Here is a 14,027-nt window from a genome sequence, read left to right as displayed (position 1 = left end):
ACAGTTGTTGACTTGGATTTTCTTTTTCGGTAGTCGCTCAACAAATAGGACGTAAAAATGCGCCCATTTCGCCACGTCGTTAGACAGAAGAGAAAAGACACATTTATGCTCAAGCGCCGCCCCCTAGCGCCTATGCTATTGCTTCCGTTGCTGTTAGCCGCATGCTCCGGTAGCGGAGAACAGCAAGGACCGCCCAGTTTGCCGGTTACGGTATCCGCGCCAATGGTGAAGGATATCACCGAGTGGGATAATTTTGTTGGCCGGTTCGAAGCTGTGAACAGTGTGGAAGTGCGGCCCCGTGCATCCGGCTATTTAACGCAGGCCCATTTTGCCGAGGGTCAATATGTGACCAAGGGCCAATTGCTATTCACCATTGACGCGCGGCCAACCCAAGCTGTGCTGGATCAGGCAAGAGCGCAAGTCGCACGGGCCGAGGCCGCTTTGGTGAATGCCCGCACCGAATTGGCGCGGTCTGAGAATCTGGCGAAATCCGATGCCGCAAGCCAAGAAGAAGTCGAACAGCGCCGTGCGGCCTATCGTGCTGCACAGGCCGATCTGGCGGCAACACAGGCATCGGTTCGCGCAGCGCAGCTAAATGTTGGATTTACACGCGTAACCGCCCCTATTTCCGGACGCGTATCGCAGCGTCTGGTGGATGCTGGCAACGCCGTGGCCGCCGATCAAACCGTGCTGACCACCATCGTGTCGACCAATCCCATTCATTTCAGCTTCCAAGGGTCAGAAGCCAGCCTGTTAAACTATGAACGGCGGGGCGACAAATTAATGGGTGCCCCCGTTCGCATCCGCTTGCAAGGCGATGATGATTATCGTCATACTGGTAAAATTGACTTTATCGACAATGCGTTGACCAGCGGATCGGGCACCATCACCGTGCGCGCCGTTGTGCAAAACCCCGGTGGGAAGCTGATGCCCGGCCTGTTTGGCCAGTTGCAATTGGCCGCAGCGCCCGCAGCGCCGCAGATCGTCGTACCAGAAACCGCCATTGTGACCGATGCAGCGCGCCGTTTGGTATATGTGGTCGGCAAAGACGGCGTAGTTCAACCGCGCCCCGTGGAACTGGGCATTTTGGTTGACGGTCTGCGCGTCATTCGATCGGGATTAGACGCCAAGGAACAGGTCGTGATCAATGGCTTGCAACGCGTGCGCCCCGGCCAAAAAACCGAGGTTCAGCAAGGGAAATTCGACGATCAGGGCCGTGTGATCGACCCGAAAAAGCCGGCGGCCGCCCCCGCCAATGCTGGGGCGAGCGCGCCTGCCGCAAAACCGGCCGCTGAAGCCGCACCCGCGAAGGGGGCCGCCCAGTGAATTTCAGCCGCTTCTTTGTCGACCGGCCCATATTCGCGGCCGTGATCGCCATTTTCATCACATTGGTGGGGATATTTTCCTATCCCCAACTGCCCTTGTCGCAATATCCAGACATTGCGCCGCCCACCATTGGGATTACCGCATCATACCCAGGGGCGTCGTCGGAAACCATCGCCGAAACCGTTGCCGCCACGTTGGAACAAGAAATCAACGGCGTGGAAAATATGCTGTATCTGCAAAGCTCGTCCACTCAAGGACTAGCGCAGATTACCGTCACCTTTAACCCCGGCACCGATTTGGACGCCGCGCAGGTGTTGGTGCAAAACCGCGTCGCTTTGGCGGAACCGCGCCTGCCCGAACAGGTTCGGCAAATCGGTGTGCAGGTCAACAAGCAAGAAACGGGGTTCCTGTTGCTGGTCGCCTTGACCGCCAAAGAAGGGACGCTGGATACCGATTATATCGGCAACTATGCCAACTCTACCTTGCGCGACCGTTTTCTGCGGCTGGAAGGCGTGGGGAATGTGCAAGTCTTTGGCGGCGGTTATTATTCCATGCGCATATGGATTGACCCCGACAAGGCGGCTGCCCGCAATCTGACATCCACCGAGATCATCGCTGGCCTGCAATCCCAAAACGTACAGGTGGCGGGTGGTAGTGTGGGGGCCCCGCCATATGGTAGCGGCAATCCCGCCTTTGAATTGCCCGTACAGGTTCCCGGTCGTTTGGTAACGCCCGAAGAATTTGAAAATGTGGTCATTAAATCTGATCCGGCGTCAGGCGCGATCACCCGTTTGAAAGACGTGGCCCGCGTGGAATTGGGCAGCCAAGATTATAGCGTTCGCGGAACCTTTGATGGTGACCCTGGGGTTGCCATGGCGATTATTCAGCAACCCGGTGCCAATTCCTTGGCCGCCGCCAATCTGGTGCTGAAAGAAATCGAAGCCGCGTCCAAGGAATTCCCCGAAGGCATGACCTATTCTATTCCGTTTAACCCAACGGAATATGTGCAAGCATCGGTTAGCGCCGTGCAATCGTCTTTATTAGAGGCGGTGGTGCTGGTGATCATCGTCATCATGGTGTTCTTGCAAACATGGCGCGCCGCCATCATTCCGATTTTGGCCATTCCGGTGGCCTTGGTTGGGACCTTTGCGGTTCAGTTGATGCTGGGATATTCCATCAACTCTTTGTCGCTGTTCGCGCTGGTTTTGGCCGTGGGGATTGTCGTCGACGACGCCATTGTGGTCGTCGAGGCGGTGGAGAAGCATATCAGCGAGGGCCTGAGCCCCCGCGAAGCTGCGCACCGGACGATGAACGAAGTATCGGGTGCCTTGATTGCCATTGGTTTGGTGTTGGTGGCCGTGTTTGTGCCAACCGCCTTCATGCCCGGCATTCCTGGCATTTTCTATCAGCAATTCGCTGTGACCATTGCCGCAGCGACCGTCTTTTCCACCATCACATCCTTGACCTTGTCGCCTGCTTTGGCAGCCTTGCTGTTGAAGCCACATGCCGAAAATCATGCCCCGCCCAAAAACCGCATAGCCGCTTTGTTTCGCGCGGGGGCCGACAAATTCAACCATGGGTTCGACAAGCTGTCCGATCGATATGGACGCACAACCGCCATTTTGGTTCGCAAAACCAGCATGATGTTGCTGATCTATGCCTTGTTATTGGGCTTTACGGGTTGGCGTCTGGTGGCAACCCCGACCGGCTTTATTCCGGATCAGGACCAAGGCGTGCTGATTGGCGTGGTGCAATTGCCCGCCGGTGCATCGCTGGACCGCACCAGTGAAACATTGAAGCGGGCCCGCGAGGTTTTAAGCGCGCAAGAGGGCGTCGAAAGCATCGCGATGATTGCTGGTCTGGATGGCGCAAGCTTTTCCAGCGCATCAAATAGCGGCACCATCTTCATGCGTTTAAAAGATTGGAGTGAACGTGGTTCGGGCATGAGCGCTGCCGAACTGTCGCAGAAATTGTCAAAGGCGATGGCTGTCGCCTTGCCAGAGACTCAGGCCTTTGTGATTGCACCGCCTTCGGTGCAGGGATTGGGCAATGGCAATGGTTTCAACATGATGATTCAGGCCCGCCAAGGCCAAAGCTATCGTGAGTTGGAACAGGTTAGCCGCGCCATGATGGGTGCCGCCGCACAGGATAAGCAAGTGCAGCAGGTGTTCACCATGTTTAACACGGGAAGCCCACGTATCTTTGCCGAGGTGGACCGTGACAAAGCCCAAATTTTGGGTGTGAACCCCAGCCAAGTCTATTCGACCTTGGGGACCTATTTGGCGTCCACCTATGTCAACGACTTTAACTATCTGGGCCGCACCTTCCGCGTGACAGCGCAAGCCGAACCGTCGGCCCGTGCATCGATCGAGGATGTGGGCCGCCTGCAAGTGCGTTCGTCCACGGGGCAGATGGTCCCCCTATCGTCGGTTGCGACCTTTACCAACGACAGCGGACCGACCCGCGTGGTGCGTTACAATATGTACCCTGCCGTCGACCTTCAGGGTCAGGCTGGCCCAGGTGTTTCGTCGGGTGCGGCCTTGGGCGTGATGGAAAATATGGCGGACCGCGTTTTGCCCGATGGATATTCTTATGAATGGACGGGGCTGGCCTATCAAGAAAAGGCCGCAGGCAGCAGCTCAGCCATTATTTTCGTTCTGGCTGTGGTGTTCGTCTTCTTGGTGCTGGCCGCGCAATATGAATCGCTGCCTTTGCCATTGGCGGTCATCCTGATTGTGCCCATGTGTTTGCTGGCCGCCATTTTGGGCGTCAATCTGCGCGGGATGGATAATAATATCCTGACGCAGGTGGGTCTGGTGGTGCTGATCGCCTTGGCCGCGAAAAACGCAATTTTGATCGTCGAATTTGCGAAACAGGCCGAAGAAGAAGGCATGTCAGCCATGGACGCAGCGGTTCGTGCGGCCCGTGTGCGTCTGCGTCCGATTTTGATGACCAGCTTTGCCTTCCTCTTTGGCGTGCTGCCCCTGGCCGTGGCGACTGGCCCTGGTCAGGAAATGCGCCAAGCATTGGGCACGGCGGTGAGCTTTGGGATGTTTGGTGTGACCGTCTTTGGTCTGATCTTTACACCAGCCTTCTATGTCATGTGCCGCACATTGGGCCGCAAAACGCAGATTTGGTTTAAGCGTGGCCGGAATAAACGAGCTGGCGACCCGTCAGCGGAGGTGAAATAATGTTTCGCAACCTGATGATCGCATCAAGCATGTTGGCTTTGTCCGCATGTGCGGTGGAGCCGAAATATGTTTCGCCCACGCCCAATGCACCATCGCAGACCAGCTTTTTGGAGGCGGGCAAATCGCCCGTCTTCAATGGACAGCAACCCGTGGGCAAATGGTGGAGCCTGTTTGCCGACCCGCAATTGGATGCATTGATCGAAGAAGCCCTAGCCGCCAACACCGATTTGCGCGTCGCCGCCGCCAATTTGGCACAGGCACGTGCGGTATTGCGGGAAAGCCGTGCCGGACGCCTTCCCTCCACTGGGATCAACGCCAGTGGTGGCTATAGCCGTCAGGCCGGAACCGCGATGGGCACACCCGCTTTTGAAACAGAAAATTACGATATCGGGCTGGATGTTGGCTATCAACTGGACCTGTTCGGCCGTGTGGGCAGCGCCATTCGTGCAAGCCGCGCCGATGCCGATGCGGTGCAAGCCGCGTTTGACCTGACGCGGATTAGCGTGGCGGCGGAAACGGCCCGTGCTTATACCGACCTATGTTCCTTTAACCGCCAAATTGCGGTGGCAGAGGAAACATTGGCATTGCAGCAACGGACCTTTGATCTGACCAACCGTTTGTTTGAAGGCGGGCGTGTGACGCGCCTGCAAACCGGACAAGCGGGGGCCTTGCTGGAACAGACGCGGTCCACCATTCCGCAATTAAACGCCCAGCGTTCCGCCGCGCTTTACCGTTTGGCGACGCTGACCGGCAAGCCGCCCGCAGAGGCCCCGCAGCAGGCCTTGGCGTGTCAAGCTGTGCCCCAGTTGCAGCAAGCGATTCCAGTGGGTGACGGGGCCAGCCTGCTGGCCCGCCGCCCCGACATTCGCCGCGCCGAACGGCAATTGGCCGCCGCCGCCGCGCGGGTGAATGTGGCCACCGCTGATCTATACCCCAGCATCAGTCTGGGTGGCAGCATCGGCAGCACGGCGCAGAAAATTGGGAATATCGGTTCGTCCGACAGCTTTCGCTTTTCTTTGGGGCCGCTGATTAGCTGGAGCTTCCCCAATATTGCGGTGGCAAAGGCGCGGATTGCCCAAGCCGAAGCGGGCGCGGATGCCGCCTTGGCGACATTTGACGGTACATGGCTGTTGGCGTTGCAAGAAACCGAAAGCGCGCTGGCCCGCTATGCGGGGGAATTGGACCGTTTGTCGGCCCTGAACGCCGCAGAACGGGAAGCGGGTGAAGCCGCCCGTATTGCGCGCCTGCGCTATGAAGCAGGGCGCGAAAATTTCCAGATTGTGCTGGATGCCGAACGGTCCTTGGCGCAAATTCGGGCCACGGTGGCCGCCGCCGAACAGCAACGTGCGACCTATTTGATCAGCCTGTTTCTGGCCCTTGGTGGCGGGTGGCAAGATGATGCGGCCTGACATGGCGCAACGAAGCTGACATAAAAAGGCCCGCTGGACAGCATATCCAGCGGGCCTTTTTATGGGACGTCAACGGCTGCGCTTATTGACCGCCCGCCGCGATAAATTGGGCGATGCGGTCTTCCAGAACCGGCAACGGAACCGAACCCAATGCCAAAATCACATCGTGAAAGCGGCGTTGGTCAAATTTCGCACCCAAGGCGGTTTCGGCGTCTTGGCGTAAGCGGCGAATGGTCATTTCGCCCAGCTTATAGGCCAAGGCTTGGCCCGGCCAACTGATATAGCGGTCCACCTCGGTCTCTACCTCATGCCGAGATAGGGCCGTATGGTCCGCCAAATAGGCAATCGCCTGATCCCGCGTCCAGCCATGGTGATGAATACCCGTGTCGATCACCAAACGCGCGGCGCGCCACATTTCATAACTTTGACGGCCAAAATGTTCATAGGGCGTGCGGTAAATGCCCATGCCAATACCCAGCCATTCGGTGTAAAGGCCCCACCCTTCCCCAAAGCCTGAAAAATAACTGGTCCGGCGGAGCATCGGGCCATCGTCGCGCTCCTCGGCCAAGGCGGCTTGTAGGCTGTGGCCCGGCGAGCATTCGTGCAACGTCAGGGCGGGGATATTATAGAGAGGGCGGCTGGGCAAATTATGGGTGTTCATCCAGCAGGCCTCCAGCCCGCCGCGCCCCGCTGTATAAAAGGGCGCCAGCGCATCGGCCACTGGCAGGATAGTGAAACGGCGGCGCGGTAACAGGCCGATGGTTTCGCCAAGTTTTCCATCCACGCGCTTGGCGACATAGGCGGAGATCATCAGCAACTCTTCGCCAGTCTTGGCGGTAAATTGCGGGTCGGTACGAAGGAAGGTGAGAAATTCGTCAAAGGTGCCCTTGAAGCCGCTGTCCTTCATCGTTTGGTGCATGTCCGCATTGATGCGGGCCACCTCTGCCAATCCGATTTTGTGGATTTGCTCGGCGCTGAGGTCGAGGGTCGTATATTCCTTGATCTGCGCGGCATAATAGGCCGCACCATCGGGCAAATTCTGAACGGAAATGCTGGTGCGGGTGCGCGGCAGATAGGTTTTTTGATAAAAGTTCAGCAGCTTGGCATAGGCGGGAATAACCGATTGGCGAATGACCTGTTCTGCCTGCGCACGTAGGTCCGCTTGTTGGTCGGCGGGAATCGTCGATGGCATGGCGCGAAAGGGTGCATAAAAAGCGTTGCTTTGCGCATCATCGGTCACAAAAGCGGAAATGCTTTGGTCCCGTCCCATCAGGCTGATGCGCGGTACGCTGAACCCGCGCGCAAGGCCGGAACGCATATGGACCATTTGCTGGTCAAAATAGCGCGGTATATCGCGCATCCGCCCCAGATAGCGGCGGTAGTCGTCGGGCGTTAACAGACCCCCGCTGCTGTCCAAATAGGTCCAGAAATTGCTGTCGCTGTTCAGCGGCATTTCCCAGCTTTTGAAACGGGCATTGGCCAAATCGGCGTCCAGCAAAGTGCGCAGCACCGAAGCATTGATGCGGTTTTCGGGGCTGAGTACCGCAGCATCAATGGCGTTCAAGGCGCGAAGGCTGGCTTGCCAATGGGCGATCCGCTGTTTCTGGGCCGGACCATCGATATTGGGCAGACGATCTGCGGCGCCCCATGTGCCGTCCGCAGCGCGAACAGCCCCGCTATCCGCCATTTTCCAATCATATTCTGCGGCCATAAGCGCCAGCAATTGCGTATCAGCCGCCGAGACAGTTTCTGGTGCAACCACAAGTCCATTGGACGATTCAGACGATTCATTGGGGCTGTGGATGGGGGGGCTGTGGACGGGGGGGCTGTGGGCGGGCTGAGCCGCCGGATTTGCACCGTCCGATGCCATCGCTCCGCCCGTGGGAAGGCCAAGGGAAACAAGGGCCGCGAGCGCTATCAGGCTTGATCCCAATCGGAAAAAAGTCGGCTCAATTCGGCCAGACGCAAAAATAGTCATGTACATCGCCCCCATTTCCGATCATCAATAATTATATCTGGCAACAACTATCACATCAAATAATTTGATGCACTTGGATGGTGAGCAAGCGGTTGTCTAGCCGCTGCGGGATAAAAAATTACGAATTAAGGGGTCAAGCATTGTTGATGCAGAGGGATAGGCGCAAGTCGGGGTTACCATTGGGAGAAAGGATCAAATCACGGCGCAAAGCGTTGGGGTTGACGCTTCAACAATTGGCCGACCTGTCGGGCCTGTCAGCCCCCTTTATATCCCAGGCGGAACGGGATTTGACGACCCCGTCCTTGGTATCTTTGTTGGCGCTGGCCAAAGCCTTGGATGTCGACATTGATCATTTCATGGTGATCCCCGACAATGGCGAGATTGTTCACCGCGCGGCCGCGCCGACATTGATCGAAGTGGATTCCCCCGTTGTCTATCATGACCTGTCATCACGGATAGAAAATCGGCAGTTGGACGTGTTGTTGATGCGCATTCCGCCCGGCCATGTGTTTCCGATCGACCAGCGCAACGGCGAGGATGTGCTATATTTGGTCGAAGGGCAATTATGGGCCAGCGCAGGTCAGACTGAAACGGTGCTGATGGCGGGCGATTCCATGCATTTTGACAGCCGTCTGCCCCATAGTGCGCGCAATGATGGCGACACCGACGCGGTGCTATTATATGTCGGAACACCGAGCGAATTTAGCCGTAAAGCCCGATAAGGATAGAGCGCGGCAAGGAAATTGCGCCTTGCGGTGCGAGCTAGCTTTGCGCCTTTTGATATTTACCCACCAAAAATCGGCGTCCTGAAACCCAGCATCAGGACGCCGCGCGGTTGGCGATGAGCAATCGCCGCGCCATGAACACGCCGCGCAGATGAAGGTAGGACAAATAAAGCCATGATGAAAAAATGATCATGTTCAGCAAGAACATAGCCCAGATGTCGCCGCCCAGATGATGATTATTGGCGCTGTTGGTCAGGGTGAAACAGGTGAGGACCAAAATGGTGTTCAAAATTCCGGCCGCAATGCCATAAATTTGGCAGGACAAGATGCCGGATGCCCGCCGTCCCCGTTCCTGATCCAAGATTTTTTCGATGATGCGGGTGACGACATAATAATAAGCGACAAATTCAAATACCGGTATGATGATCAGATAGGTGATGGCGATATCTGCTGACTTGCCGTCATAATTTTTGATTTTGATCAGGTCGATGATCGGCAAGATGTAAAAAAGAAATTTGCACAGCGTCCACAGGATATAAAAATATACAATGACATCCTGAAATAGCACAGAGTCTTGCAGGCTGCCGATCATCGGCGCATTGGGATTCATAGCGATATGCCCTTTATTTCGCAGCCAAAATGGGCGCGCTTCGTTCGGCATGTATCCACGAATATTGGGACGTCATGGTCACGACCGGACGAAAATCGACCAATTTTTGATCATCAATCAAGGATCCGGTGGACTCATCCAAAACATAATGCCGCTGGCCTAGCCGCACGACGAGCACCGCATGGCCGGTACGAAACGCCAGATCATAGCCGACAGTCAGAAACATCTGGTCCGCAGCGATGCCAAGACGCAACAACAAAGCCCGTTTCAAAATCGCAACATCTTCGCAGTCCCCCGCCATATGGCGCAGCGTTTCATTGGGCGTGGCCCAATAATCTTCTGTTCCATATAGATCGCGGTCCTCGCGGTAGCGAATTTGTTCGAACACAGCTTGCTGCACCATTTGCAGCCGTTGCAGATCATTGGTCGCGCGTTGGGCCTGCATCAAGATCGGCAAGGCCGCTTCGTGCGTGACGGGTTGGGCCGCCCGCGCCCATTTGGCATTATAGGGTGTGTTTTTGATGCGAACACCCGACGTCCCAAACAGATCGGGCACGCGATTGGGATATTCCGATGTCAAAGCAAAGCAGCTGCCAATCGCAATCAAAATGACGGCCAACAAAGCCGCCAAGGGATTTACGCCATCAATCCAGTCGATTAACCGATGCATCTGATAAGATAAAAGATCCGACAGACGCGGGGGCGTATCGCCTGTGACAGGGCGTGCGATTTGCAGAGCGGTTGGCTGTGGCCGAGAAGTGAATCGGGGGATATGGGTCACGCAGCGTCTCTACCGTTCCGAAACAATTTTTGTTATAGCATATAGCTATAGCGACGATCGGCTGCATGGATTTGATACAAAAATCAACTTCGCAGTGATTTTTGCACTATATTTATAGTGGTTAACAATTTGATACTGTGAATCAATGGGGTCGGCGGCATCCACCCCGCACCGCCGCCCCATCAACCAAAGCTATGGCGTTAAATGCCGTCTAGTCCCTTGCTGACCAGCACATTCACCGACACACGGCGATTTTGCGCCTTGCCTTCATGGGTGTCATTGCTGGCTTGTGGGTCCGCCGATGCCATGCCAGTGGGGGTCAACATCCGATAGGGCTTCCAACCACAGGCTTGCTGCAAGTAGTTCACGACACGCGATGCGCGCTTTTCGCTGAGTGTTTGGTTGAAGTCTGCGTCGCCGGTGCTGTCGGTATAGCCAACGACCAATAACAAGGCATTGTCAATGCCATCGGCGGTCGTAGCGGTAGCGCATAATTCTTGCTGCGCATTGGGTGACAGATTCGATTTACCAGTGTCAAAATAGACGCTGGTCGTGCTTTTGATATTATATTTGTCGATGTCGCCCATGCGGCCACGCAGAGCCTCGGTCGCAGCAGCTTGTTCTTCAAAGCGCTGGTTGGTGCCGCTGCGGATCATCGACGCAACTTTCAGATCCTTGTTCGCCAAACGGATTTCATCCGCCACCAGCGCACCGCCCCCCTGTAGCGTTTCAATGGTAACGGGCAGACCATTTAACAAGGCGTCCGCGGCCAATTTGTTGGAACCAACGCCCAAGAACCCGCCCTTGCCGCGAATTTTCGTGGTGTCGGTTACCGCCACCAAAATATTCTGGCCATCTTCGCTGGTAACTTGAATCTGATTGCCGCTGCGTGCCGAGATAATCCCCTTTACCTCTGGCCCCTTGGTCATGGATGCTGGATCGATGGTTTGGGTGCCATAAACGGTCGTCATGACGTCACTATCGGGTGCACTGCCCTGTTGCGCCCATAGGGGAGCCGAAGATGCGCCGAACGCAGCCATGGCCAGCGCCATAGAGGCGCTTTTTGAGGTGAAATTTTTCGCGCGCATAGCGCTTCTCCTTCCAATTCGGCCAATGAAGGCCGCTTGTTCCAAATGTCGGTCTGAAAGCTTTGCGATGATCGCAATCTGGCTGTCAGTTCCCCCCGCAGTTTGGCGCTGCCGAAACAGGCCGCCGAAGCAGCTTATTTACGTCACAGACGCTGCCTGTTCAGCCAAAGCTTTCTGCAAGATGAACAGCATAGACAAACCCCGTTCATCAACCGCCGGACGGAGCAGGTCTTGCGGTGAACCGAGGTAAATTCATTTTTCCCGTTGCCATTTCTTCTGTAATATTATTACGTTAAGCGCATGAAATAAGCGAAACTGATTTCACTCTGTCGATCCGCCGGGATCCGATTACCAACGGATAAACATCAAATATTGAACCATTATTTCATTTAGAAATCGAATTGATGGCAATAGAACCGCCGTCAGCCCTCCCCGTCCCGTTGCATAGAAAGTCTAACACGGCATAGTCGGGGGCTTGTTGGCTTTCAGACTGATTCCCCACATGCTTTCCATCAGCTGTTGACCCGACCTTTTAAAAAAGGAGCTGCGCTTGCGCGCTTGCTAGGGCGAAATTTACGTTCAATATTGGACGATGGGTGGATTGCTGCCATTCTATGCTGATGATGCGCCCGGAAACCCTCGCTCCGCTCGAAAGGACACCCTATGTCGCGCCTTCATACGCATTCGGAAACCCACAGCGTGGACCGCGTTGGATGGCTACGCGCGGCGGTTTTGGGTGCCAATGACGGGATTGTTTCCACGGCCAGCCTGATCGTCGGCGTAGCCGCAGCCGCCACATCACAAGCCGACATCTTAATTGCCGGCGGGGCCGGTTTGGTGGCGGGGGCGATGTCGATGGCCGCCGGCGAATATGTCTCCGTCAGTTCGCAAGCCGATTCCGAGCGAGCCGACCTAGAGCGCGAAAAATCCGAATTGGCGGCGCAGCCAGAGTTTGAGCTGGCGGAATTGGCCCATATCTATGTCGCGCGGGGCGTAAAGCCCGACTTAGCCCGTGAGGTTGCCGCCCAATTAATGGCCCATGACGCTTTGGGTGCCCATGCCCGCGACGAACTGGGCATTTCCGAGGCGATGTCGGCCCGACCGCTTCAGGCGGCAGCGACCTCTGCCGCGACATTTTCTGTAGGGGCAGCGGTGCCGCTTTTGACCGCTATCATGGTGCCGCAGGAACAGATTCTAGGCGGCGTGGCGGCTGCTTCGCTGGTGTCGCTGGCCCTGCTGGGCGGCGTGGCGGCGAAAGCGGGACGCGCCAAAATAGGACGAGCGACCCTGCGCGTAACATTTTGGGGGGCCTTCGCCATGGGCCTGACGGCGGCCATTGGCAGCTTGTTCGGCACGGCCGTGTGATCTGCTGAGGTCCGCGCTGCAACGATAAGGTGCCGCGCAGGCGGCGCAATCGAGGTTGAAAAGCCAAATGGCGACCCCGGCAGGATTCGAACCTGCGACCACTCGCTTAGAAGGCGAGTGCTCTATCCAGCTGAGCTACGGGGCCGCGATGTCGTGGCTAGATGCGCCAGACAGTTGCTCGCTAGCGCCATAAGGGCGGGGATGGCAAGTCAAACCCACCATTGCCTGTTCCAAAAAGCGGGTTAAGCATGGGCCTATGTCTAGCCACAGCCAATTCCCGAACCCAGCAGAGGGCCAGTCGGCAGCCGATCAGCCTGTTGCCATTTCCGCGTCAGCCATTGGACAGCTGCGTTATTATGATTTTGTGATGGCGGCATTTGTGACCATCTTGCTGTTGTCCAACATCATTGGCGCGTCAAAGCCCAGCTATATCCCCCTGCCCGATGGCAGCCAATGGGCCTTTGGCGCGGGCGTGCTATTCTTTCCCATCGGTTATATTTTGGGCGACGTGCTGACCGAGGTTTATGGCTATGCCCGTGCGCGGCGGGTGATTTGGACGGGCTTTGCGGCCTTGTTGTTCATGGCCTTCATGGCGTGGGTCGTGGTGTCCCTGCCCCCTGCGGCGGGGTGGCCGGGGCAAGAAAGCTATGAATTTGTGTTCGGCAATAGCTGGCGCATTGTTGCGGCGTCGATGACTGCTTTTTGGGCTGGGGAATTTGCCAATAGCTATGTGTTGGCCCGCATGAAAATATGGACCAAAGGCAAGCATTTATGGGCGCGCACCATTGGTAGCACCATCGTTGGTCAAGGCTTGGACAGCCTATTATTCTATCCGCTGGCCTTTTATGGCTTGGCTGGGTGGCCACCCGAACAATTGTGGCAAGTCATCGTGTCGCAATGGCTGATCAAATCGGGTTGGGAGGCCTTGCTGACGCCCTTTACTTATTGGGCGGTGCATGTGCTGAAACGGCGCGAGGGCATTGATGTTTATGATGAAGGGACGAATTTCTCGCCCTTTCAGGCGAAGCTATGAGGTATAGCGCGGCTATTGTACGCGCCGAAGGTTGTGCGGCATGGCGATGATGACGATCGCCCTGCTGAGCGCCCATAGTTTTGGCGATGTCAAAAACATCCTTGTGGCGTTTTTGGGTTTTCAGCGCGATGCTTTGCACATTCATTTTGGGTTGCTGATCTTTTTCGCGGCATGGGTGATGCTGCGCGGGCGGCGCGGCGCATGGGCCGCCTTGGGGTTGGTGGTCGCCATCGCGCTGGGCGCGGAGATTTGGGATCATATTTACGAACTCAGCATCCGCAAAGCCTGTGACTGGCCCGATCATCTGTCCGACCTGTTCAACACCTGTGTCTGGCCGATTATTTTGACGCTGGCCGATGATTGGCACCGGCGCAGGACGCCGCAGCTTGGCACAGATGATGCCGATATAACGGAATCGCCTTCTTCTTAAGGATCTGACTTCCTAAGGAGATGCCTTCCCAAGGGCTTGGGCCATAAGAACAGGCCCCGCGCATGGTCGCGCAGGGCCTGTTCATAAACCA

11 protein-coding genes and 1 tRNA gene are annotated in these 14,027 nt (G+C 56.4%); 7 read left to right on the top strand and 5 right to left on the bottom strand.

From position 1 onward, the window contains the following. The first annotated feature begins 105 nt into the window (after nt 1-105). The 3 genes from LKO31_RS05440 to LKO31_RS05430 are packed head-to-tail and all read left to right on the top strand — an operon-like array spanning nt 106 to nt 5,926. Complete coding sequence (locus tag LKO31_RS05440) at nt 106-1,326, top strand: efflux RND transporter periplasmic adaptor subunit (protein ID WP_227689124.1); 1,221 nt, start codon at nt 106-108, stop codon at nt 1,324-1,326. Next, on the top strand, nt 1,323-4,517 hold the full coding sequence (locus tag LKO31_RS05435) for an efflux RND transporter permease subunit (RefSeq protein WP_227689123.1): 3,195 nt from the start codon (nt 1,323-1,325) through the stop codon (nt 4,515-4,517). Before LKO31_RS05440 ends, LKO31_RS05435 begins: the two co-directional genes overlap by 4 nt. Further along, nucleotides 4,517-5,926 (top strand): efflux transporter outer membrane subunit, encoded by a 1,410-nt coding sequence (locus LKO31_RS05430; RefSeq protein WP_227689122.1) that lies wholly within the window; start codon nt 4,517-4,519, stop codon nt 5,924-5,926. Before LKO31_RS05435 ends, LKO31_RS05430 begins: the two co-directional genes overlap by 1 nt. An 82-nt stretch (nt 5,927-6,008) precedes the next feature. Here LKO31_RS05430 and LKO31_RS05425 read toward each other — a convergent pair whose 3' ends face one another. Further along, nucleotides 6,009-7,796: a DUF885 domain-containing protein gene (locus LKO31_RS05425; protein WP_227689121.1), complete on the bottom strand. Its 1,788-nt coding sequence runs from the start codon at nt 7,794-7,796 to the stop codon at nt 6,009-6,011. 185 nt (nt 7,797-7,981) lie between these two features. Here LKO31_RS05425 and LKO31_RS05420 point away from each other — a divergent pair, with 185 nt between their 5' ends. Then, nucleotides 7,982-8,626 (top strand): helix-turn-helix domain-containing protein, encoded by a 645-nt coding sequence (locus LKO31_RS05420; protein WP_320443478.1) that lies wholly within the window; start codon nt 7,982-7,984, stop codon nt 8,624-8,626. A gap of 97 nt (nt 8,627-8,723) precedes the next feature. Here the strand turns inward: LKO31_RS05420 and LKO31_RS05415 are convergent, their stop codons facing one another. The 3 genes from LKO31_RS05415 to LKO31_RS05405 all read right to left on the bottom strand — a co-directional run bounded on the left by LKO31_RS05415 (nt 8,724) and on the right by LKO31_RS05405 (nt 11,108). Continuing rightward, nucleotides 8,724-9,239 (bottom strand): hypothetical protein, encoded by a 516-nt coding sequence (locus tag LKO31_RS05415; protein ID WP_227689119.1) that lies wholly within the window; start codon nt 9,237-9,239, stop codon nt 8,724-8,726. Between the two features lie 13 nt (nt 9,240-9,252). Beyond that, a complete protein-coding gene (locus LKO31_RS15075) occupies nt 9,253-10,020 on the bottom strand; it encodes a transglutaminase-like cysteine peptidase (RefSeq protein ID WP_227689118.1) in 768 nt (255 codons plus the stop codon). A gap of 200 nt (nt 10,021-10,220) precedes the next feature. Then, nucleotides 10,221-11,108 (bottom strand): OmpA family protein, encoded by an 888-nt coding sequence (locus LKO31_RS05405; RefSeq protein ID WP_227689117.1) that lies wholly within the window; start codon nt 11,106-11,108, stop codon nt 10,221-10,223. Nucleotides 11,109-11,771: 663 nt separating this feature from the next. Here LKO31_RS05405 and LKO31_RS05400 point away from each other — a divergent pair. After that, nucleotides 11,772-12,473, top strand: coding sequence for a VIT1/CCC1 transporter family protein (locus LKO31_RS05400; RefSeq protein WP_227689116.1), 702 nt, complete (start codon nt 11,772-11,774; stop codon nt 12,471-12,473). 68 nt (nt 12,474-12,541) lie between these two features. On the opposite strand, the gene LKO31_RS05395 is transcribed toward LKO31_RS05400, so the two are convergent. Continuing rightward, a tRNA-Arg gene (locus LKO31_RS05395) sits at nt 12,542-12,618 on the bottom strand. Nucleotides 12,619-12,729: 111 nt separating this feature from the next. Between LKO31_RS05395 and LKO31_RS05390 the strand changes: the two genes are divergently transcribed. Next, nucleotides 12,730-13,506 carry a queuosine precursor transporter gene (locus LKO31_RS05390; RefSeq protein ID WP_227689115.1) on the top strand — a complete coding sequence of 259 codons (777 nt, stop codon included), beginning with the start codon at nt 12,730-12,732 and terminating at the stop codon, nt 13,504-13,506. A 40-nt stretch (nt 13,507-13,546) separates the two neighbouring features. Then, nucleotides 13,547-13,936 (top strand): hypothetical protein, encoded by a 390-nt coding sequence (locus tag LKO31_RS05385; RefSeq protein ID WP_227689114.1) that lies wholly within the window; start codon nt 13,547-13,549, stop codon nt 13,934-13,936. Nucleotides 13,937-14,027 lie beyond the last annotated feature (91 nt).

Source organism: Sphingopyxis yananensis (assembly GCF_020687785.1).
In the GTDB taxonomy this organism is placed as follows: Bacteria; Pseudomonadota; Alphaproteobacteria; order Sphingomonadales; family Sphingomonadaceae; genus Sphingopyxis; species Sphingopyxis yananensis.
Note: the sequence above shows the minus strand (reverse complement) of the source record. Positions and strands in the feature narration are given on the sequence as shown.

Excerpts from the sequence above, each read along its gene's own strand:
- LKO31_RS05440 (WP_227689124.1), top strand. The coding sequence starts at position 106 with ATGCTCAAGCGCCGCCCCCTAGCGCCTATGCTATTGCTTCCGTTGCTG.
- LKO31_RS05430 (WP_227689122.1), top strand. The coding sequence starts at position 4,517 with ATGTTTCGCAACCTGATGATCGCATCAAGCATGTTGGCTTTGTCCGCA.
- LKO31_RS05425 (WP_227689121.1), bottom strand. The coding sequence starts at position 7,796 with ATGGCATCGGACGGTGCAAATCCGGCGGCTCAGCCCGCCCACAGCCCC.
- LKO31_RS05420 (WP_320443478.1), top strand. The coding sequence starts at position 7,982 with ATGGTGAGCAAGCGGTTGTCTAGCCGCTGCGGGATAAAAAATTACGAA.
- LKO31_RS05415 (WP_227689119.1), bottom strand. The coding sequence starts at position 9,239 with ATGAATCCCAATGCGCCGATGATCGGCAGCCTGCAAGACTCTGTGCTA.
- LKO31_RS05405 (WP_227689117.1), bottom strand. The coding sequence starts at position 11,108 with ATGCGCGCGAAAAATTTCACCTCAAAAAGCGCCTCTATGGCGCTGGCC.
- LKO31_RS05400 (WP_227689116.1), top strand. The coding sequence starts at position 11,772 with ATGTCGCGCCTTCATACGCATTCGGAAACCCACAGCGTGGACCGCGTT.
- LKO31_RS05390 (WP_227689115.1), top strand. The coding sequence starts at position 12,730 with ATGTCTAGCCACAGCCAATTCCCGAACCCAGCAGAGGGCCAGTCGGCA.
- LKO31_RS05385 (WP_227689114.1), top strand. The coding sequence starts at position 13,547 with ATGGCGATGATGACGATCGCCCTGCTGAGCGCCCATAGTTTTGGCGAT.